We start from the raw sequence: 20,616 nt of genomic DNA, 5'->3' as shown, positions 1-20,616 counted from the left end.
CCTCAGAATTGCTGACCGAAGCCAAAGCGAAGGAGCTGCGTGCGGTCATTATGGCTTCGCATAACAGGCACACCCAGATCGATGTTCAGCAGACCAAACGGACTTTTCCATGAAAAACCAGCACCAGCACTTACACGTGGGCGCAATGTATCACCGCTGACAGGCGTGTAATAGATACCATCATTGGCCTTGCTTGTATAAAGGCGCTTCACACGCAAACCAGCGACACTCCCTGTATCCACAAACGCGCGTCCGCCAATACCCATGTCAGACAGGAACGGAATAGGGAAGTTAAGCTGGGCAGACGCGTTATACATAAAACGCCCCCCCAACAGATCTTCGGACGAATGGTTCATGATACCCACACTACGTGGGCCTGCACCCCCATCAAGGAAGCCACGCAGGTTGTTACCACCCAGATAGAAGTTATCAATAATATCGCGGCGGCCATGGCCCCAGTCCGCCATGTAGCCAGCACCACCGCGGATCATGAACGTCCAGCTATGGCTGTTGGTAATATCATCCAGCGGCACGTAATATGCGCCGTTCACCTTGCCACGGACATATTTTTCATCACCGCCAATACCGGCAAAGTCACCCCCAACAGATACATAGTACCCGCTATGCGGCGCCATGCGGTTATCACGCGTATCATACATAAGGGTTGTGCCGATCTGCGAAAGCAGAGACTTACCCTTCTGGTCCAGCACGTAGTAGGAGGACTGATCCCACGTATCACCCACCCAGCGGCGGATCAGGCTGTAGTTCCAGGACTGTGACAGGTAGCGGTTGTACGAATACCCCATACGCAGGGTAATACCGTAACGCCCTTCAGAATAGTTCTGATAGGTCTGGTAGTTGTTTTCAACAAAGAAGATATCCGCACCAGCAACAAGGTTGCGCCCCATAAACGCGGGGTTGGTGATGGAAATATCCGCCTGCTTCTGCCACTGAGAAACCGTGCCGGAGAACCCGGCATCCACACCCGTGCCCAGCAGGTTATGCTGCTTGAGCCCCACGTTGCCGATCACGCCCACGTCGGTTGAATACCCGCCACCGAGCGAGAATTCCCCGGTGGGTTTTTCCACCACGTTGACCGAAACATTGGTGCGATCCGGCGCAGACCCCTGAGCAGTGGACACATCCACGCTTTTGAAGAAGCCCAGATCCTGCACCGCTTCCTTGGCGTATTTTTTATAGCTGGTTGTGTAGGGGTCCCCTTCAGCAAACGGCAACTGGCGGCGCACCACGTTATCCTGCGTAATGGTGTTACCGTTTACATCAATACGCTCAACGTAATGGCGCGGGCCTTCGCTGACATCAAACAGCAGGTTAACAATCCGCTTTTCGGGATTGCGGGCAATGGTGGGGCGCACCTGTGCGAACGGATGCCCTTCGGCCTGAAGGATTTCCTCCATATCGGTGGCGTTATCCTGCACGGCCTTGCCATCGTACCACTGATGCGGGAACAGCTCGACATACTTACGCAAGGATTTTGCAGGCACATGGCGCAGGCTGGAGCGGATATCCACCTTGCCCAAACGGTAGCGCACGCCTTCATCCATGGTGAAAGTGACGTAGAAGGATTTCCGATCCGGCGAGAGCTCGCCCTTTACGTCCTTGATCTGGAAATCCACAAACCCGTTGCGCAGATAAAACCGGCGCAGCAGTTCCGCATCATATTTCACGCGTTCAGGGTTGTACTCATCGGATGAGGACAGAAAGTGATACCAAGCCGTTTCCTTGGAGGACACAACGCCCGCCAAGCTGGATTCGCTGTAGGCCTTGTTCCCCACAAACGCAATTTTGCTGATAAGCGTTTGCGGCCCTTCATTGATCTGAAAAACCACATCCACACGGTTATGGGCCAGCTTGATGATCTGGGGTGTGACCACCGCGGCAAAGCGGGCCTTCTGGGCATACACTTCCAGAATGCGCTGCCGGTCATCCGCCGTGGTTTCGGCCGAGAACACCGCACGCGGGCGTAGGGCTAGCACCTTGCGCAGGTCTTCATCCTTGGCAGCGTGGTTCCCCTCGAACACGATACGGTTGACGATGGGGTTTTCCTTCAGGCGCACCAGCAGGATGTTGCCATCACGGCGCAGCGTCACATCCTTGAACAGACCGGTGGCGTAAAGGGTCTTGAGCGAACGGTCCAGATCATCCTGGCTGAACGGGTCCCCCACACGTGCAACCATGTAGGACAGCACGGTGTTGGTTTCGATACGGGTGTTCCCCGATACCCGGATATCTTCAATATACCCGTCAGTCGGCGCGACAGATGATGTGGATTCGGAAAGACGTGGCGTACGCGTATGTATAGCGCGGGAGGGCGCCATCACCGCAGCCGGTGCAGCGGCATTTGTGCCTTCTGCTGATGCGGCAGATGCCTGTCTGCCATCCACCATAACAAAAGGTAGCACACAGACAGAAACGAACAGGGCTGAACGCTTACCCGTCAAGATCTGCTTCCTTCCATCCGGGTCGCTTTTCGTACGGAAGCCCATCTCCCGTTCTCATTCCGCCCGCAACGGGAGGTATCCGAAATCACCCCTGTCACGCAAGCACTTCCCTTCCTGTTCCCGCTGTCATTCATCCTACAAGCGAAGCAATCCACCTGAACAGGCCAAAACCTGAAAGGTCGTTGAACGTTGAGAACAGAAACAGGCCCGCAAGCAATGCAAAACCAACCTGAAAACTGATCTCCTGCACCCGCTTGGAAACCGGGCGGCCTCTTATTGCCTCTATGGCATAAAAAACCAGACGTCCACCATCAAGAAGCGGCACGGGGAAGAGATTAATCAGCCCAAGGTTAACAGAAAGCAGCGCCATAAAGGATAACAGGCTGGCAAATCCATACTGTGCTACCTGCCCGGAAAGTTGCGCAATCTTGAGCGGACCGCCCAGATCTTTGGCTGTATGCTGGCCTGTTAGAATCTGCCATACGCCATCTAGCGTCTGCACACTGGCGTTCCATGTGGCTTTTACGCCCGCCACCACAGCCTGCGGAAATGCCAGCGGCTTGCCCACTTCCGTGGCAAAAATAATGCCAAGCTGACCATGCGGCTTTTGAGGAGTCGAATCCGGGGCCTTGCCGATGGTGATGGGGAGTGTCACGCTCTGCTCACCTCGCTTTACGGTGAGCGTGGTTTGCGCACCGGCCTGCGTGGAAATGGTGGCCTGAACATCTTCCACGCCTGTCACATCATGGCTGCCGATACGCTGAATAATATCGCCCTGTTGCACCCCTGCCACAGCCGCCGCGCCATTTGGCATAACGGTTGCAATCTGATCACGCACATGCGGCTGGCCCGTTGTGGCAAACAGCAGGGTGAACAGCGCAAACGCCAGAATAAAGTTAAAAATTGGCCCAGCCAGAATAACAATGGCGCGGGAAAAAACCGATTTATCGTGGAAGGTACGGCCCTTAATCCACGCGGCTTTCTGCTCTGGCGTGGCGTCTTCGGGGTCTTCAAACCCGTGGGGGCGCACGTACCCGCCCAAGGGAATAGGGCAGACACGCCATTCCGTGCCAGATTTATCGCGCCAGCGGAACAGGGCCGGGCCAAACCCCAGCGAGAACACCTCCACATGCACACCGCGCCACTTGGCCGCCAGATAGTGGCCAAGTTCGTGAAAGCTCACCAGCACACCCAGCACGAAAACGAAGGAAAGCAGTGTACGCAGATAATCGTGTATCATCATTCTTCCGATATCGGCTGGGGGCTGCGTTTTCTCAAGCCGCGTGGGCGGGAATCAGGCGCTGTGCGGCACGGCGTGCCTCGGCATCCCAATGCAGCACGGCATCCAGCGTATCTGCTGGTGGTGCGCCAAGAGCCACCATAACCTCTTCCACAATACGGGAAATATCCAAAAAGCCGATCTGTTCGTGCAGAAAGGCCTCAACCGCAATTTCATTAGCGGCGGAAAGAATGGCAGATGCGGCCCCACCCTTGCGCAGGGCCTCACGCGCAAGGCGCAGGGCCGGAAAGCGCACCACATCCGGCGCACTGAATTCCAGCTTGCCAAAAGCCGCCAGATCCAAACGCGGAGACGTCGTGGCCATACGCTTGGGCCAAGCCAGCGTGTGTGCAATGGGGATACGCATATCGGCAGAGCCCATCTGGGCAATCAGGCTGCCATCTGTGTACTGCACCATGCCGTGCACCACAGATTGCGGGTGCACCAGCACATCAATCTTGTCTTCCGGCAGATTGAAAATACGGGCGGCCTCAATAACTTCCAGCCCCTTGTTGAACATGCTGGCGGAATCGATGCTGATTTTGGCTCCCATGCTCCATGTTGGGTGCTTGAGCGCCTGCGCACGGGTGGCCACACGCATTTCTTCCAGCGTAGAGGTGCGGAACGGCCCACCCGATGCGGTGAGAATAATTTTTTCAACCTGATCAATCTGCCGATCAGCCATGGCCTGAAAAACAGCATTATGCTCAGAATCCACAGGCAGCAGCGTGGCACCTGCTTCCTTTACGGCACGCAGCATCACATCACCGGCGCACACCAAGGCTTCCTTGTTGGCCAGTGCAATGCTGTTGCCGTTCTTAACGGCTGCCAACGTAGGCTCCAGCCCCGCAGCACCGGTAATGGCGGCCATTGTCCAATCTGCCGGAAGGGCTGCGGCATCAATCACCGCCTGACGGCCACAGGCCACTTCCGTGCCGCTGCCTGCCAGCAGGGTTTTCAGCTCTTCAAACGCGCTTTCATCCGCCAGAACGGCCAGTTCCGCCTTCAAGCTGCGGGCCTGCTCGGCCAGTTTGGCCGCGTTTTTACCCCCCACAAGCGCCCGTACCCGAAACTGGTCTCGCGCCTGCTCCAGCAGATCTACGGTTGAACAGCCAATGCTGCCTGTGCTGCCCAGAACGGTTACGGTTCTCATGCTTAACGTCTTTCCAAACCTGAAAATAGAAACGGCGGCACACCGCCCAACAGGCGGCCACACCACCTATTGGCCCTACCCCGGCAGATGGCCTGCCAGAGCCCTTAAAATGGTGCGTGCACCCGCTGCCCAGAATGGCATGGATGCCCCCGCACACACAGAAACCAGTGCCGCCACAGGCGCAGCCACCACCAGCCCATCAAACCGATCCAGCAGGCCACCATGCCCCGGCAGCAGCTTGCCCGAATCCTTAACGCCCAAAGCGCGCTTCATGGCACTTTCGGCCAAATCCCCCGCTTGAGCGGAAATACCCAGAATACCGCCCCACACCAGTGCAGAACCTACGCCACCCAAGCCGGAAAGTGTGGCAACAATACCGCCAGTAACCACAGCCCCCACCAAGCCACCTACTGCGCCAGAGCGCGTTTTGCCCGGAGAGATACGCGGTGCCAGCTTGGGGCCACCAAAAATACGCCCGGCCACATAAGCCGAACTATCGCTGGCCACCACAACAGCAATCACAAACAGAACCGGCCAGAAGCTGGCCTGCCGCAACCATAGCAGCGCCGTGCCTGCCAGAATAATCACACACATAATGGCACAAAGGGGTGCACCAAACACCAAAGAACTGATGCAGAAAATACTAAAATAGGCCCAATGCCCGGTGGCGGCAGAAAGCCCCGCACACACTGCCCACAGCACATACAACACACCGCGCCAGCTTTTGACAGAAAGCCCAAACAGGGCCGCAGCCTCTGCCGCCATGCCGCCCATCATGCCCAAAATAAGGGCATCATACGCCAAACCACCCAAGCCGATGCACGTGCCAGCTACAGCCACCAGTACAGCGGCAGACATTAGCCGGGGGCGCAGATCACGCCATGCCGAGGTATCTTGCGGTTTCGTACTCATGCCGGGCCTTGGGGGCGTGCGCCAAAGCGCCGTTCACGCTGGGCGTATTGGTCCAGCACCATAGCAAAATGCCGTTCGTTAAAATCGGGCCAGAACACGTTTAAAAACACCAGCTCGGCATAGGCGCTCTGCCACAACAAAAAGTTGGAAAGCCGACATTCCCCACTGGTGCGCACCACCACATCGGGGTCTGGCACGCCGCTGGTCCATAAAAAGTTGGCAAATACGGTTTCTGTAATCTGCTCTGGCGCAATGCGACCATCCTTGGCCTCCTGCGCCAAACGCTGCGCGGCCTGCACAATATCCAGCCGCCCACCATAAGAGAGCGCCAGAATAAGCGTGAGCTTGCTGTTGCCACGTGTAAGAGATTCAGCCTGCGCCAGTTCTTCGCGCAAGCTGTCATCAAAGCGGGCCAGATCACCAATAAAGCGCAGGCGCACGCCTTCCTTATGCAGTTCCCGCACCTTGTGGCGGAGGTAATACCGCAAAAGACCGGTGAGGTCTGAAACCTCCTCCTGCCCACGTGCCCAGTTTTCTGATGAAAACGCATACAGCGTTAGATACGCCACGCCACGCTGCATGGCCGCACGCACGCAACGGGCCACGGCCTCTGCCCCGGCCCTATGGCCGGCAAGGCGCGGCAGGCCGCGTTCGCGCGCCCAGCGCCCGTTTCCATCCATGATGACAGCAACATGGGTTGGAATTGCCGGTTTTTTATCAGTTAGCCGCGTGGACATAACAGGCAGGGTTCCGCCCCATTAACTGCACAAACACATCTGAAGAAGCACCAATACTGCCTCAGACCTGTTTGATTTCCTTGTCTTTATCGGCCAGCATATCATCAATTTTTTTCACATACTGGTCTGTCAGTTTCTGAATGGCGTCAGACCAGGCTTTTACGTCATCCTGGCTGATTTCACCTTTTTTCTCAAAGCCCTTGGCCTTGTCCATGCCATCACGGCGCACGCCACGTACGGCTACCTTGCCGCCTTCTGCATAACGGGCAGCAGCTTTTGCCAGCTCGTTACGGCGTTCTTCCGTCAGCTGCGGAATGGGCACACGAATGGTCTGGCCTTCGCCCGCCGGGTTCAGCCCTAGACCGGAATCACGGATGGCACGTTCCACAGCGCCAGCCAGTGCGCGGTCCCACACCTGCACGGTAATCATGCGGGCTTCTGGCACGGCAATGGAACCAACCTGCGTTAGCGGCACTTCACCACCATAGGCTTCCACCCGCACAGGCTCCAGCAGAGCCGGGCTGGCGCGGCCGGAGCGCAGGCCGGAAAAATCACGGCGCAGGCTATCCAGCGCGCCTTCCATACGGCGCTTCAGGTCATCCAGCAGAGCATTCAAGTCAGACACGGTGTTTTCTCCCGTTGCATCCTACAGCAGGGCGGTGGCCTCACGCGCCCCGTTCAGTTTGCCGCATCACTCCGGCACCAGCGTTTTGCCAGAAGGATGCGGCGCTTTTCAGGCGGTTTCGATAATCCGTGTGAAAGGCCCTTCATTACGCATCACACGGGGGAAGGCCCCTTCCTCGCCAATATTGAAAACAATGATAGGCAGACGGTTTTCCCGCGCAAGGCTGATGGCGGCGGCATCCATCACATTAAGCTGGTTGGCCAGCACATCCATATATGTCAGCTCATTATAGCGCTTGGCAGAGGGGTCTTTTTTGGGGTCTGCGGAATACACGCCATCTACCTGCGTGCCTTTCAGCAGCATGTCACATTCCATTTCCGCAGCGCGCAGGGCGGCAGCTGTATCCGTGGTAAAGAACGGGTTGCCCGTGCCTGCGGCAAAAATAACTACACGCCCTTTTTCCATATGCCGCACGGCGCGGCGGCGGATATATGGCTCCGCAATGGAAGACATGTGGATGGCAGACATCACCCGCGTTGCAATCTGCTCGCGCTCCAGCGCGTTTTGCAGCAGCAGCGCGTTAATAACGGTGGCCAGCATACCGGCGTAATCACCCTGCGCGCGGTCCATGCCCTTGGCGGCTGCCGCCAGCCCGCGGAAGATGTTGCCACCCCCCACAACAAGGCACACTTCCGTGCCCGAACGCACCACTTCGCCAATATCATGGGCAATGCGTTCCACCGTCTGCTGATCCACTCCGAAGGCGCCATTCCCCATCAGGGCTTCCCCCGACACCTTGAGCAACACGCGTTTACGGCTTGGCTTTTCGCCTACAGAAGCAGTCATTGGCCCTCGATCTTGCAGAAAGTCCCACACAGATCCCACACCGTATGCAGATACGGCGAGATCGCCCCCTCTTATCCTTCATGGCCCACGGCCACAAGCGCCCATGCGGTAGTTTATGGCACGTCGTCCAGACCAATGGCGCGCAAACGCGCGCGCTCCTCATCCCATCCACCGCGTTCCTTGACGTTCAAAAACAGGTGGCAGGGGCGTTCCAGCAGGCTGGAAAGCTGCTTGCGCGCACGTTCTCCAATCTGGCGAATTTTCTGCCCGCCATTGCCGATCAGGATAGCCTTGTGCCCCGCGCGCGAGACATAGATGGTGGCATCTATGCGCACAGATCCATCTGGCCGTTCCTTATAGCTTTCGGTTTCCACCGTGGCGCTATAGGGCACCTCCTCATGCGTTTGCATAAAAATCTGCTCACGCACCAGTTCGGCGGCCAAAAGCCGGTCTGGCAGGTCTGTCAGATCATCTTCGGGGTACAGGTACGGGCCTTCGGGCAGGCTTGCGGCCAGTTTATCCAGCAGGTCTTCCACACCGTTGCCAGTACGTGCGCTGACCATGAACACATGCTCAACCGGTAGTTTTTCCGTAATGGCGGCCGTAAGCGGCAGCAAAGCTGTGGCGGGCACAAGGTCCGTTTTATTGAGCACCAGCCAAACCTTGCGCTTGGTTTCTGCCAGACGCTCAATAATGGTCTGCACAGCTTCTGTCAGCCCGCTGCGGGCATCTACCAGTAGCAGCGTGATGTCTGCATCTTCAGCACCCGTCCAAGCCGCGGCCACCATGGCGCGGTCCAGCTTGCGGCGGGGGCGGAAGATTCCCGGCGTATCCACCAACAGAATCTGGCTGTGCCCGCGCATAAGAATGCCCAGAACCCGAAAGCGCGTGGTTTGCGCCTTGGGCGAGACAATGGACAGCTTGGCCCCGGCCATGCGGTTAAGAAGTGTTGATTTGCCAGCGTTTGGCGCCCCTACAAGGGCAGCAAAACCGCAGCGCGTGGTATCATCAGCCATGCTGGGCTACCCCTCCAGTTTTTCCAGTAAATCAGCGGCGGCGGCACTTTCCGCAGCACGTTTGCTGCCTGCCCGGCCCTCGCCAAACAGGCCGCCTGCCGTAACACGCACCACAAACAGTGGCGCGTGAGAGGGGCCATCTGCCCCTATTGTTTCATACACAGGCAGGTTTTGCCCACGGCCAAGCACCCATTCCTGCAACGCGGTTTTGGGGTCCTTGGGGGGGTGTGCCTGCGCATCCAGCGCAGATTGCCACCAATCCCGCACCATCTGGCGCGCAGGTTCCAACCCACCATCCAAAAACACCGCGCCAAGCACGGCTTCCAACGCATCGGCCACCACGTTGGCGGCGGTTTGCACGCCAGCACGGGCCTCATGCGCGGCAACGGTAAGAGACTGCGGCAGATCCAGCCGATCTGCAATTTCCGCCAAGGAGACGCGAGAGACCAGATGCGCCAGCCGAGAGCCCAGCGCGCCTTCCTGCTCGTTCGGGAAGCGCTCCAGCAGCCATTCGGCCATCAGCAGACCCAGAACGCGGTCCCCTATAAACTCCAGCCGCTCGTTAGAGCCTGCGCCCTTGGCCTTCTGGCGCTTGCGCCCACCTGCCTTCTGATGCGCGGCGGAACGGTGCGTCAGCGCCTCCTGCAACAGATCCGGGTTGGCAAAGCGATAGCCAAGCCGCACTTCCAGCTCTTCCAGCCGGAAGCGTGCAGCATCGGAAATATTGCTCGGTTTTCTCACGATACGCCCCGCAGAATACGTGCCCACCGAATTTCAGCCGGCCAGTACCAGACCTGCCACCATGGATGTGCAGACTGCACCGAGAAGAAAATACGCTGCGCCCGGCCTACCAGATTTTCCATGGGCACAAAGCCCAGATCCTTGGGGCCATCACCCATAAAGCGGCTGTCTGCGCTATCATCCCGGTTATCACCCATAGCAAAGAAATAGCCGGGCGGCACAACATATTCGGGCGTGTTGTTTTGCATGCCCTCATCCGTCAGCTTGAGAATATCGTGCTTGACCACCGTGCCATTGGCGCTGCCGGGCAACTGTTCCGTGCAGGCTTCCCCTTCCATATCCACCTGCGTTTCATCCTGCGCAATATAGGTGTGGGGGTTCAGGCACGGCACTTCCTGCCCGTTCAGGATCAGATGGCCGTTGGTGACCTGAATATGGTCTCCCGGCAAACCCACAATACGCTTGATGTAATCAACCGATGTATCCTTGGTATAACGGAACACAGCCACATCGCCCCGGTGCGGCTCCGCCCCCCAGATACGCCCTTCAAACAGGTTGGGAGAGAACGGGAAGGAATATTTGGAATATCCGTAACTGAATTTGGACACCCAGATGTAATCCCCCACCTGCAGGGTTGGGATCATGGAGCCGGATGGGATAACAAAAGATTCAAACAGGAAGGTGCGCACCACAGTCACCACCAGCACCACCGTGATGATGGTGCGCAGGGAGTCCAGCACGGTATTTCCGCCCTTTTCGGGCTTGTCCGCCCCGGTGGTGGGAGGATGTTCCGGTGTGCTCATGCGTTATCTCGCCCGTTCCTGCGGTTCAATAAAAAAGAAAAATCCGGCGGATCAAGCCGTGCAGGGCGCTGGATGTCAAGGCAAGTGTCATGCCTTGCGGGCTGATATCAGCACCTGCGCCAGCGCGTATGGGGGTTCATCCGTCATGCTCAGCACAATGTGGGGCACGGTGCCGGGGGGCATAAGCTGCGCCAGTTTTTGCGCGGCAGCTCCGCTTAGCACCAGCGTGGGCTGGCCGGAGGGCAGGTTTTGCACGCCTATCTGGCTATGTGCCACCCCTTGGGCAAAACCTGTGCCCAGCGCCTTTGCACAGGCCTCCTTCGCGGCCCAACGCTTGGCATAGGCCCCAATACGTGCCTGGCCAGATCGACCTTCTGCCTTTGCGCGCTCCTGCGGCGTAAACACGCGCTGCACAAACCGATCTCCAAACCGTTCAAGAACCTGGGCAATCCGGCGCATATCGCACAGATCCACCCCGGCGGAAATCAGTGTCATGATTTTACCCTGTCTGCCTGCGTAATGCCGGGGGCCGCACGCAGGCTGGCAATAACCGAGGAAAGATGGCGCAGATCGCGCACTTCCACGTCCACAAGAATTTCCGTGAAATCAAGCTGGCGATGCACGATTTTAAGGTTCACCATCGCGGCATCGGATTTGGAAATGGAGTTGGTGATGTTGGCCAGCACGGCGGCCTCGTTTTCCGCCACAATGCTGATCCGCCCAACCCGCATCTGCCCCGCCCCGCCAGCGCGGGCCATGGCATCGTAATCCCAATCCACATCCAAAAAGCGTTCTGGCGTTGCGGAAAAACTTTCCAGCGTCTGGCAGGTGCGGGTATGAATGGTTACACCGCGGCCTGTGGCCACAACGCCCACAATTCTGTCCCCCGGCAAGGGGTGGCAGCAAGCGGCGTAATGCACGGCCACACCAGCCCCCAGCCCCACCAGCGGCACAGCAGCGTTGGAAGAGCGACGGCCAGAGCCACCACCGGCCCCACGTGCACGCGGCCCCGCCGTACCCAGCACACCCGGCAGGCCAGAGAGCATACGCGGCACCCGCTGCACACGCTTGAGTTCGGGGTACGCTGTATGCACCACATCCCGCGCGGCCAGATTGCCCGCGCCCACGGCCACGTACAGATCTGTTAGCGAGCTTTGCTTGAGCGGCTTGAGCGTGGTTTCCAGAATCTTTTCAGACCCATCCACACCTTCCTGACGGAAGGCTTTAGCCAGTGCGGCACGCCCGCCATCCAGCGAGACCTGACGCTGCTGCTGCGCCACATAACGGCGGATACGCGCGCGCGCCTTGCCGGTAACAACAAACCTTTCCCACGAAGGAGAAGGCGCGCCGCCACGGGCCGTCATGATTTCAACCTGATCGCCGTTTTCCAGCTCATGCCGCAAGGGCATCAGGCGACCATTGATTTTAGCCCCCACGCAGGTATCACCCACATGGCTGTGCACGGCGTAGGCAAAATCTACCGGGGTAGCCCCACGTGGCAGGGAAATAAGCTGGCCCTTGGGTGTGAAGCAGAAAACCTGATCCTGATACAGTTCAAGCTTGGTGTTTTCCAAAAACTCATCCGGGGCGGATGAGGCTTCCAGAATTTCCAGCAGATCCTGCACCCAGCGCGGGCGACGTAGGCCGCCATAGCCGCCTTCCTCCGTGCCTGTGCCTTCCTTATAGGCCCAGTGCGCGGCTACACCGTTTTCTGCCACATCGTGCATATCCTGCGTGCGGATCTGCACTTCAATCTTCTGGTTGCGGGGGGAGCGCAGCGTCACCCCTGTATGCAAGCTCTGGTATCCGTTGGCCTTGGGGGTGGAGATATAATCCTTAAACCGCCCGGCTATCATGGGGTAGGCCGCGTGCACGGCACCCAGCGCCATGTAGCAATCCTCCCGCGTATCCACGATCACACGGAAAGCCATGATATCTGAAAGCTGCTCGAACGCCACATTACGGCGCTGCATTTTCTCCCAGATGGAATAGGGAGATTTCTCGCGCCCCGAAACCTGAACATTTTTCAGCCCGGCTTCATGGCACAGGCGCAGCAATTCACGCCGCACTTCTTCAATCACATCCGCGCCCTGCCCGCGCAGATAGTTCAGGCGTGTGCGGATGGTGGCATCGGCTTCTGGCTCAAGCTGCGCAAAGGACAGGTTCTGCAACTCTGTCTTAACGCGGTCCATACCAATACGCTCGGCCAGCGGTGCATAGATATCCAGCGTTTCACGCGCAATGCGCTGCCGCCTGTCCTGCCGCTCCACAAAATGCAGGGTGCGCATGTTGTGCAGGCGGTCCGCCAGCTTGACCAGCAGAACGCGAATGTCCTTGGACATGGCGAGCACAAGCTTGCGGAAGTTTTCCGCCTGCTTGGTGCGGTCTGATTGCAGCTCCAGCCGTGTGAGCTTGGTTACACCATCTACCAGATCAGCCACTGTCTGGCCGAACTGTGCCTTCAGCACATCGTAGGTAACGCCGGTGTCTTCAATAGTATCATGCAGCAGCGCGGTGCAGATGGACTGCACATCCAGCCGAAAGCGGGCCAGAATCATGGCCACGGCAAGCGGGTGGGTTATGTAGGGGTCACCATTATCGCGCTTTTGGTTTTCGTGCGCCTTGCAGGCCACGGCAAAAGCGCGGCGGATGCTCTCCACATCCGCCTTGGGTGCGTAGCTGAGCACCCTATTGACCAGCCGCTCACAGTTCAGCTCCCCCCGTCCGCCATTTTCAACAGCAGGCACCGGGGCAGAGCTTTCTACAGACGCGACCGTTTTAACAGGCTGCATCACCTCTTTCTCCGAGTCCCTGCTGGAAACCGGAACGGGAGGTGGAGGATCGCCGCCTGCTTGCGCCACGCGAATTACCGACGTGCGCGACCGGTAAGTGCTGCCTCAATGGCGCGCACATCATCAGCGGCCTCTTCTTCCGCAGAAACTTCCTGCAGACCGAAGATATTCTGTTCGGTGGGGATAAGATCCTGCACTTCTTCTTCCACGGGTTCGGGCTCCGGTTCACGGGCCTGAGAGCGGATCAGATCATTGCGCAGCGCGGTGAGGGAAACGGTTTCATCCGCAATTTCACGCAGGGCAACAACGGGGTTTTTATCGTTATCCCGATCAACTGTCAGCTCTTCCCCGCGGGAGATATTGCGGGCGCGCTGTGCGGCGTAAACCACCAGTTCAAAACGGTTCGGGACCTTTTCCACACAGTCTTCAACGGTGACGCGGGCCATTGCGGAGAGCCTCCAGACAAGTTTCAGCTTATAGATGCTTACAGGAACAGAAAGAGTATATTACCGCATCCGCCCCGCCTACGGAAGCGTTTATTCCCCTACAGGCTGTATTTCCTGCCCTGCAACGCCTTCGAGCAAGGTTTTCAGCCCCTTGCCGGTGAGGGGGTCTTTCCAGTCTGGCGCAACATCACGCAGGGGGCAGAGCACAAAGGCGCGCTGGGTGGCGCGCGGGTGTGGCAGCACAAGGCGCGGCGTGTGCATCTGCACATCATCCATTGAAATAATATCCAGATCAAGCGTACGCGCTGCATTTGGCACGGAACGAACGCGGCCCAACTGCGTTTCCACCTTTTGCAGCGCATCAAGCAGGGCCGTTGGCTCCAGCGTTGTGCGGCAAAGCACCACCCCATTAACGTAAGGAGGTTGGCCAGATGGTGGCACAGGCGCACTTTCATACCAGCGGGAAACACGCTCGACTTCCAGCCCCGGCAGAGTGCGCAGGGCCTGTACGGCTTGCGCACACGTCTGGTGGGCACTTTGTCGCAAATGCGGAAGATTCGCACCTATCGCTATCAGCACTGATCTGGTATTATTTCCCTGCATCATCATGCACCCGTTTTCTGTAACCAATTTTGCCACATTGTATGGATATGTATATCAGATGATCTTACCCAACTTTCTTTTAAAACCGAAACAACCCCAGATCATTTAATAATAACGCCTAAAGCAGCACTCCAAATATTTAGAGGAAACTTACTATGAACCTTCAGAAAACTGAAAAAACCTGCCTTTTTATTGATGGCTCCAGCCTGTATTCTACGTCTCGCAGCCTCGGTTTTGATGTGGACTATAAAAAGCTTCTGGATTTCTTTGCTGCCAAAACACACATTATCCGTGCTTATTACTATGCTGCCATTCTGGATACAGAAGATTACTCTCCGCTCAAGCCATTAACAGACTGGCTCTCCTATAACGGGTATTTTCTTGTTACCAAACCTGCACGGGAATTTACCGATTCCACCGGTAAACGCCGCGTAAAAGGCAATATGGACATAGAAATTGCCGTGGACATGATGGAAATGGCCCCGCATATCGACCACGCCATTCTGTTTAGCGGTGATTCCGATTTCCGCCGTGTGGTGGAAGCCGTGCAGCGGCAGGGCACGCGGGTTTCTGTTGTTTCCTCCATGCGCTCCACCCCGCCCCTGATTGGGGATGATCTGCGCCGGCAGGCTGACCAGTTTTTGGAACTGTCCGCACTGGCTGGCAACTTTACCCGCAGGCAGACAGAAAACCCCCGCCCCGTACGCACCAACGCCCCACCGGTGCGCCACCCGGCAGACCAAATGAGCGAACCTGATGAAGATGAAGATCTTCTCAGCTAAAAATAAAAGTACCCTGTGCCATCCTCCCCCAGAGGGTGGCATTTTTTTTCGTCTGCGTGCAAAACTCTCAAGTTGTCTTGTCGTTATTTAAACGTCACCATTGTTGAAACCCCTTGTTGCAAGGGTGAACCGACAGAGTCATTGCCGGAGAGTTTTTATATGCCCTCATGTTCTGAAGCCAGAAGCAGCCTGCTATCCCTGCTGCGTGGCGTTGAGCACTTCAACACCGAAATTTTTCCTGCCAAGAAAGAACTGTTTGCCAGCCTGGCAAAAGGGCAAGCCCCGGAAGCTCTGTTTATTGCATGCGCAGATAGCCGCATTAACCCCAACCTGATTACCCAGACCGGACCGGGGGACCTGTTTATTCTGCGCAATATTGGCAACCTTGTGCCGGCATATGGTGAAATGCTGGGGGGTGTTTCCTCTGCTGTGGAATATGCGGTTCTGGGCCTTGGGGTTTCCACCATTATTGTGTGTGGCCATTCTGATTGCGGTGCCATGAAGGCCCTGCTGGAACCAGAAAAGAACGGGCTGGATAAAATGCCCACCGTGCGCAAATGGCTGCGTAATGCAGAAGCCGCCCGCGCGGCCACCCTGCATACCTTTACGGGGGAAGATGTGGGCCCGGCCACCGTGCGCTCTGTAGCAGAACAGAACGTGCTGCTCCAGTTGGCGCATTTGCGCACGCACCCGGCTGTGGCCGCCGGGCTGGCAAAGGGCACGCTGTTCCTGCAAGGATGGTTTTATGATATCGGCACCGGTGAAATTACGGTGCTGGATGAACAAACACGTAAAAGCCTGCCTATTAAAGCCGTTATTACACAGATGGAAGAACAGGCCGCCTAAAAGCATCTGGTTTTTCTGTTCTGTATATATTTTTGCCGCGTGTTGCCCGTGTTTTACTTCGGCAACCGCGGCAGATACATTCAAACTCAGCACATGGAATCTGGATTGGCTGCTAGATCCGGTACATCCCGGTTACGCACAGGCGCCCCCAGATATTCCCCATCGTACCCCTGCCGATATTGCCAACCTTGCCAGCTATGCCGCCCGCCTGCATGGTGATGTTGTGGCCTTGCAGGAAATAGAAAGCCCTGCAAGCGCCGGGCAGCTTTTTCCGCCCGCGCGTTATCATCTCCCTTTTAGTCAGGACCATATCTTGCAACATACGGCTCTGGCTGTGCGCACAGATATTCCGTTTGAGCAAAACCCGGATGTTACCGCGCTGGATGCCTATGCAACGGCCCCACTTACGCACCACCATTTACGCAGCGGGCTGGATGTTACGCTGCACCCAAATGGCTATACCTTGCGGATTCTGGTGGTGCATCTCAAAGCCGGATGCCCCGATAACCTGCCCCACGCCACCCGCCCCGTCTGCGCAACGCTGTGGCAGCAATTTGCCGCGCTGGATGACTGGGTGGCCGCACGCACCCAACACCATGAAGCCTTTGCCGTTATGGGAGATTTCAACCGCCATCTTACCGCGCATGATCCACTGTTTCTCACGCTGTTACGTATTGCACCGCTGGATCTGGTAACCGCTGGCATGGCAAGCCCCTGCCAAGGCGGTAGCTATTTTATAGACCACATTATTCTGGGTGGGGCCGCACGCGCATGGAAAATCCCCAACAGCTTACGCGTGCTCTCTTTGCCAGAAAAAACCGGGCAAACACTTTCTGATCACTGTCCGGTTTCCGTTACCTTGCACCTGCCACCTGCTCAGACGCTGCCACAACCCTAGCGCCCGGAAACAAAAAAGCTGCTGCACCCACAGATGCAGCAGCCTTGTTTTGCAAGCTATCAGCCTGCGCCTTACATGCGGCCAGCAGGTGCGCCGGAGCGACCACCACGGGCACCACCACCGCCAGAACGGCGCGGGCCGCCACGACCACCACCGGGCATACCCCCACGCGGCGCGCCACCCCGCGGGGCACCACCACCGCCACGAGCCCCCCCGCGGCCACGGCCACCACCACCCAGAACAGGCGGACGCATGGTGGAAGCTTCAGCCTCAGCCGAATGCCACGGATGATCGCGCACAACCGGCACGGTTTTGCCAATGGTGCGTTCAATATCACGCAACCAAGCGCGCTGTTCTGCATCGCAGAAGGAAACAGCCCAGCCATCACGCCCGGCACGTGCTGTACGACCGATGCGGTGCACGTAGCTTTCCGGCACGTTTGGCAGATCGTAATTGAACACGTGGCTTACGTCGTCCACATCAATACCGCGGGCGGCAATATCGGTTGCCACCAGCACCTTAACGGAACCGGAACGGAAGCCCTTCATGGCCCGCTCACGCGCACCTTGAGACTTGTTGCCGTGAATGGCCTCTGCCACCACGTTGTTCTTGTTCAGAAACTCCGCAACCTTGTTGGCTTCATGCTTCATGAGCGTGAACACCACAGCGCGGGAAACCTTGGGAGATTCCACCATGTTCAGCAGCGCATCGCGCTTATCGCCTGCGCCATTTACAAACATGACAGCCTGCTGAATACGATCCACCGTGCTGGAAGGCGGTGCCACTTCAACACGTGCCGGGTCATTCAGCAGAGATGCTGCCAGATCTTCAATACTGCGCGGCATGGTGGCAGAGAACAGAAGCGTCTGACGCTGCTCTGGCACAAAGGTCATGATACGGCGAATATCGCGCACAAACCCCATATCCAGCATGCGGTCGGCTTCGTCCAGCACCAGAATTTCCAGACCGGACAGATCAATAAAGCCCTGGCCGATCAGATCAAGCAGGCGGCCCGGTGCTGCCACCAGCACATCCACACCACGGCGCATGGCTTCAACCTGCCGGCCCTGGCCCACGCCACCAAACACAACAGCCTGTGTAAACTTCATGTGGCGGGCATAGGCCTTAAAGCTATCGCTAATCTGGGCAACCAGCTCACGCGTGGGGGCTAGCACCAGAACACGCGGCTGCTTGGGCGTGTTCGCACGCGGGTTTTTGATCAGATGTTCCAGAATAGGCAGCGCAAAAGATGCGGTTTTACCTGTGCCTGTCTGGGCCAGGCCCAGCAGATCACGCCCCTGCAACAGATAGGGGATGGAACGTTCCTGAATAGGAGTGGGTGTATCATAACCCTGCTCTGCCAAGGCCTTCAGCAATGGTGGAGCAAGTGCAAGATCAGAAAATTTGGTCATCAGGGCCAACCTTATTTGTGCAGCCTGAAAACGAGATCGAGAGACCGCACCCTTTTCAGTTATGCACTGTCATTTTGTGGCGCACGCGGAACATTTCTGCACCGACTGAGAGTTGAGCACACACAAATTTTTGAACACTTAAAGGCCCACAAAGGAAGTTTTTAAACAACGTCCCTGCCTTATGCGCCTTGTATGAGTGTATATAAGGGGACTTGCCAAACCCTGCAAGGCTTCCGTACCATATTAGTCCTAAAATAATGTCGCTGTAATGTTGTGGATTTTTCAGAAATCGGGCTTCTGAATGTTACAACATTACCGGCCCAAAAAACTTTATGCTGATAATTTAAAGAAGTTTTTAAAATACTCCTTTTCTGAAAATTCCAAAGCCTCCTCACGCAAAAGGCATAAATCTAACAGAATTTTTAGGCAACTTCTGGCTTAAACCCGTATCACGGCCTAGCCATTCCGCCGCCGCAGCAGAAAAAGTGCCTGTTCCCCAAACAGATTGGCCATACGAATAGACCGGCGCCACGGCGCGCGCTCCCCTTCCTCATCCACAGCCATCCATTGCTCTACAATGTAGCCATCCTGCTTACACAGCGCCAGAAAGTCGCGGATGGTACAGGGGTGAATGTTTGGGGTTTCATACCACGGGGTATTCCAAACCGATGTCATAGGCATGCGCCCGCTTAACAGCAGCTTGAGCCGCAACTGCCAGTGCCCGAAATTGGGAAACGAGACAATGGCATACCGCCCAATACGCAACATCTGCCGCAGCACCTCACGCGGGCGGGCAACGGCCTGCAAGGTGCGCTGGAGCACCACGTAATCAAACGCGTGGTCTGGATAATGCGCCAGATCGTGGTCTGCATCCCCGTGCACCACGGGCAGCCCATGCGCCACAGACCTGGTAACAAGCTGCATGTTCAGCTCAATACCGCGCGCATCACACCCACGGTAGCGGAACAGATGGTCGATAAGTGCGCCATCTCCGCTGCCAATATCCAGCACACGGGTGCTGGGGGCTATCATTTCGGCAATCAGCCTTTGATCAAGGCGCATCAGGCAAGCCCCGCATGTTCAGCCACGCCACACAGAAAACCGCGTACCGTACGGTCAAAATCCGGTTCTTCCAGCAAGAAGGAATCGTGCCCCTTGTCTGTCTCTATTTCCACAAACGAGACATTGGCCGCAGCCCGGTTAAGCGCACGCACCAGCGTGCGGGCCGCAGATGTGGGGAACAGCCAGTCGGACGAGAAAGACACCACGCAAAACCGTACCGGCGTGCCTGCAAAAGCGTGCGTAAGTTCGCCATCATGGTCTGCGGCAATATCAAACCAGTCCATCGCGCGGGTGATGGTCAGGTAAGAATTGGCATCAAACCGCCGCACAAAGGTGGACCCCTGATACCGCAGGTAGGATTCCACCTCGAAAATATCACTGAACATGGAAACAGGGCCTTCTGGCCCCTGCCCGCTTACAGGCCCGCGCCGCATACGGCGGCCAAATTTGCGCGTTAAGGCTTCTTCCGAAAGATAGGTGATATGGCCCATCATGCGCGCCACGGCCAAACCACGGGCGGGCACAACGTCATCTGCCCAATAGCGGCCACCGCGCCAGTCCGGGTCTGCAATAATGGCCTGACGCCCGACTTCGTTAAACGCAATATTCTGGGCGGAATGGAACGGAGATGTGGCAATGGGCATGGCTGCCAGCATCATCTGCGGGTATGTCACGGTCCATTCCAGCACCTGCATACCGCCCATGGAGCCGCCAATAACGGCAAACAGTTTTTCTATACCCAGTGCGTGCACAAGCTTGTGCTGCGCGCGCACCATATCCCGAATGGTAATGGGCGGAAACGCCGTGCCCCAAAGCTCTGCGCCATCACCTTCTGCATCCGTGCGCAGAGAGCGCGGGCCTGTGCTGCCCATACAGCCCCCCAGCACGTTGGAGCAGATTACAAAAAACCGGTTGGTATCAATGGGCTTTCCCGGCCCCACCATACGGCTCCACCAGCCGGGCTTGCCGGTAAGCGGGTGTTCCTCCGCCACGTACTGGTCCCCCGTAAAGGCGTGGCAGATCAGGATGGCGTTATCCCGCTTTTCTGAAAGCGTGCCATAGGTGCGGTAGGCAATATCAACAGGGGCAAGGGTAACGCCGCAGTCCAGCCCCAGCCCTTCGGCAAACCGGACATGCTGCTGCTCACCAATGGCCAAGGGTGTTGTGCTGTTCATAAAAACGCCGAATGCTCCAAACAATC

20 protein-coding genes are annotated in these 20,616 nt (G+C 57.1%); 3 read left to right on the top strand and 17 right to left on the bottom strand.

What is annotated here, in order from left to right; genetic code table 11:
* Nucleotides 1–2 precede the first annotated feature (2 nt).
* From bamA to folK, 14 genes are all read right to left on the bottom strand, one after another.
* Nucleotides 3–2,507: an outer membrane protein assembly factor BamA gene (gene bamA / locus CSR02_RS06705; RefSeq protein ID WP_052013601.1), complete on the bottom strand. Its 2,505-nt coding sequence runs from the start codon at nucleotides 2,505–2,507 to the stop codon at nucleotides 3–5.
* An 85-nt stretch (nucleotides 2,508–2,592) separates the two neighbouring features.
* Nucleotides 2,593–3,705, bottom strand: coding sequence for an RIP metalloprotease RseP (rseP, locus tag CSR02_RS06700; RefSeq protein ID WP_095045925.1), 1,113 nt, complete (start codon nucleotides 3,703–3,705; stop codon nucleotides 2,593–2,595).
* 31 nt (nucleotides 3,706–3,736) lie between these two features.
* The gene (gene dxr, locus CSR02_RS06695; protein WP_099541007.1) at nucleotides 3,737–4,894 is read right to left on the bottom strand and encodes a 1-deoxy-D-xylulose-5-phosphate reductoisomerase; all 1,158 of its coding nucleotides are present in this window, start codon (nucleotides 4,892–4,894) and stop codon (nucleotides 3,737–3,739) included.
* 75 nt (nucleotides 4,895–4,969) lie between these two features.
* Complete coding sequence (locus CSR02_RS06690; protein WP_099541006.1) at nucleotides 4,970–5,806, bottom strand: phosphatidate cytidylyltransferase; 837 nt, start codon at nucleotides 5,804–5,806, stop codon at nucleotides 4,970–4,972.
* Entirely contained in the window at nucleotides 5,803–6,543 is a 741-nt protein-coding gene (gene uppS, locus CSR02_RS06685; RefSeq protein ID WP_099541005.1) for a polyprenyl diphosphate synthase, read from the bottom strand. The genes CSR02_RS06690 and uppS overlap by 4 nt, the downstream gene beginning before the upstream one ends.
* Nucleotides 6,544–6,604: 61 nt before the next feature.
* Nucleotides 6,605–7,126, bottom strand: a complete 522-nt coding sequence (frr, locus tag CSR02_RS06680) for a ribosome recycling factor (protein ID WP_052013604.1) — start codon at nucleotides 7,124–7,126, stop codon at nucleotides 6,605–6,607.
* Nucleotides 7,127–7,276: 150 nt separating this feature from the next.
* Nucleotides 7,277–8,014 carry a UMP kinase gene (gene pyrH, locus CSR02_RS06675; protein ID WP_099541004.1) on the bottom strand — a complete coding sequence of 246 codons (738 nt, stop codon included), beginning with the start codon at nucleotides 8,012–8,014 and terminating at the stop codon, nucleotides 7,277–7,279.
* Between the two features lie 113 nt (nucleotides 8,015–8,127).
* A complete protein-coding gene (gene era / locus CSR02_RS06670) occupies nucleotides 8,128–9,030 on the bottom strand; it encodes a GTPase Era (protein WP_042788649.1) in 903 nt (300 codons plus the stop codon).
* A 6-nt stretch (nucleotides 9,031–9,036) separates the two neighbouring features.
* Nucleotides 9,037–9,753, bottom strand: coding sequence for a ribonuclease III (rnc, locus tag CSR02_RS06665; protein WP_099541128.1), 717 nt, complete (start codon nucleotides 9,751–9,753; stop codon nucleotides 9,037–9,039).
* Nucleotides 9,754–9,767: 14 nt separating this feature from the next.
* Nucleotides 9,768–10,574, bottom strand: a complete 807-nt coding sequence (lepB, locus tag CSR02_RS06660) for a signal peptidase I (RefSeq protein ID WP_042788650.1) — start codon at nucleotides 10,572–10,574, stop codon at nucleotides 9,768–9,770.
* An 87-nt stretch (nucleotides 10,575–10,661) separates the two neighbouring features.
* Nucleotides 10,662–11,069, bottom strand: a complete 408-nt coding sequence (acpS, locus tag CSR02_RS06655) for a holo-ACP synthase (RefSeq protein ID WP_099541003.1) — start codon at nucleotides 11,067–11,069, stop codon at nucleotides 10,662–10,664.
* Nucleotides 11,066–13,435 (bottom strand): RelA/SpoT family protein, encoded by a 2,370-nt coding sequence (locus tag CSR02_RS06650; protein WP_099541002.1) that lies wholly within the window; start codon nucleotides 13,433–13,435, stop codon nucleotides 11,066–11,068. The genes acpS and CSR02_RS06650 overlap by 4 nt, the downstream gene beginning before the upstream one ends.
* Nucleotides 13,436–13,440: 5 nt before the next feature.
* Entirely contained in the window at nucleotides 13,441–13,812 is a 372-nt protein-coding gene (rpoZ, locus tag CSR02_RS06645) for a DNA-directed RNA polymerase subunit omega (RefSeq protein WP_042788653.1), read from the bottom strand.
* 90 nt (nucleotides 13,813–13,902) lie between these two features.
* Nucleotides 13,903–14,415 carry a 2-amino-4-hydroxy-6-hydroxymethyldihydropteridine diphosphokinase gene (gene folK / locus CSR02_RS06640; RefSeq protein WP_099541127.1) on the bottom strand — a complete coding sequence of 171 codons (513 nt, stop codon included), beginning with the start codon at nucleotides 14,413–14,415 and terminating at the stop codon, nucleotides 13,903–13,905.
* 155 nt (nucleotides 14,416–14,570) lie between these two features.
* Here folK and CSR02_RS06635 point away from each other — a divergent pair, with 155 nt between their 5' ends.
* From CSR02_RS06635 to CSR02_RS06625, 3 genes are all read left to right on the top strand, one after another.
* A complete protein-coding gene (locus CSR02_RS06635) occupies nucleotides 14,571–15,197 on the top strand; it encodes a LabA-like NYN domain-containing protein (protein WP_042788654.1) in 627 nt (208 codons plus the stop codon).
* Nucleotides 15,198–15,356: 159 nt separating this feature from the next.
* The gene (locus tag CSR02_RS06630) at nucleotides 15,357–16,043 is read left to right on the top strand and encodes a carbonic anhydrase (protein WP_042788655.1); all 687 of its coding nucleotides are present in this window, start codon (nucleotides 15,357–15,359) and stop codon (nucleotides 16,041–16,043) included.
* Complete coding sequence (locus CSR02_RS06625) at nucleotides 15,976–16,941, top strand: endonuclease/exonuclease/phosphatase family protein (RefSeq protein WP_099541001.1); 966 nt, start codon at nucleotides 15,976–15,978, stop codon at nucleotides 16,939–16,941. Before CSR02_RS06630 ends, CSR02_RS06625 begins: the two co-directional genes overlap by 68 nt.
* Nucleotides 16,942–17,012: 71 nt before the next feature.
* Here CSR02_RS06625 and CSR02_RS06620 read toward each other — a convergent pair whose 3' ends face one another.
* From CSR02_RS06620 to metX, 3 genes are all read right to left on the bottom strand, one after another.
* Nucleotides 17,013–18,353 carry a DEAD/DEAH box helicase gene (locus CSR02_RS06620; protein WP_099541000.1) on the bottom strand — a complete coding sequence of 447 codons (1,341 nt, stop codon included), beginning with the start codon at nucleotides 18,351–18,353 and terminating at the stop codon, nucleotides 17,013–17,015.
* Between the two features lie 456 nt (nucleotides 18,354–18,809).
* Complete coding sequence (gene metW, locus CSR02_RS06615; RefSeq protein ID WP_042788658.1) at nucleotides 18,810–19,415, bottom strand: methionine biosynthesis protein MetW; 606 nt, start codon at nucleotides 19,413–19,415, stop codon at nucleotides 18,810–18,812.
* Nucleotides 19,415–20,590 carry a homoserine O-acetyltransferase MetX gene (gene metX, locus CSR02_RS06610; RefSeq protein ID WP_099540999.1) on the bottom strand — a complete coding sequence of 392 codons (1,176 nt, stop codon included), beginning with the start codon at nucleotides 20,588–20,590 and terminating at the stop codon, nucleotides 19,415–19,417. The genes metW and metX overlap by 1 nt, the downstream gene beginning before the upstream one ends.
* Nucleotides 20,591–20,616 lie beyond the last annotated feature (26 nt).

Origin of the sequence: Acetobacter pomorum (assembly GCF_002738225.1) — a bacterium.
GTDB classification, from domain to species: Bacteria; Pseudomonadota; Alphaproteobacteria; order Acetobacterales; family Acetobacteraceae; genus Acetobacter; species Acetobacter pomorum.
The sequence above is the reverse complement of the archived record's forward strand: the minus strand, read 5'-3'. Positions and strand labels throughout refer to the sequence as shown.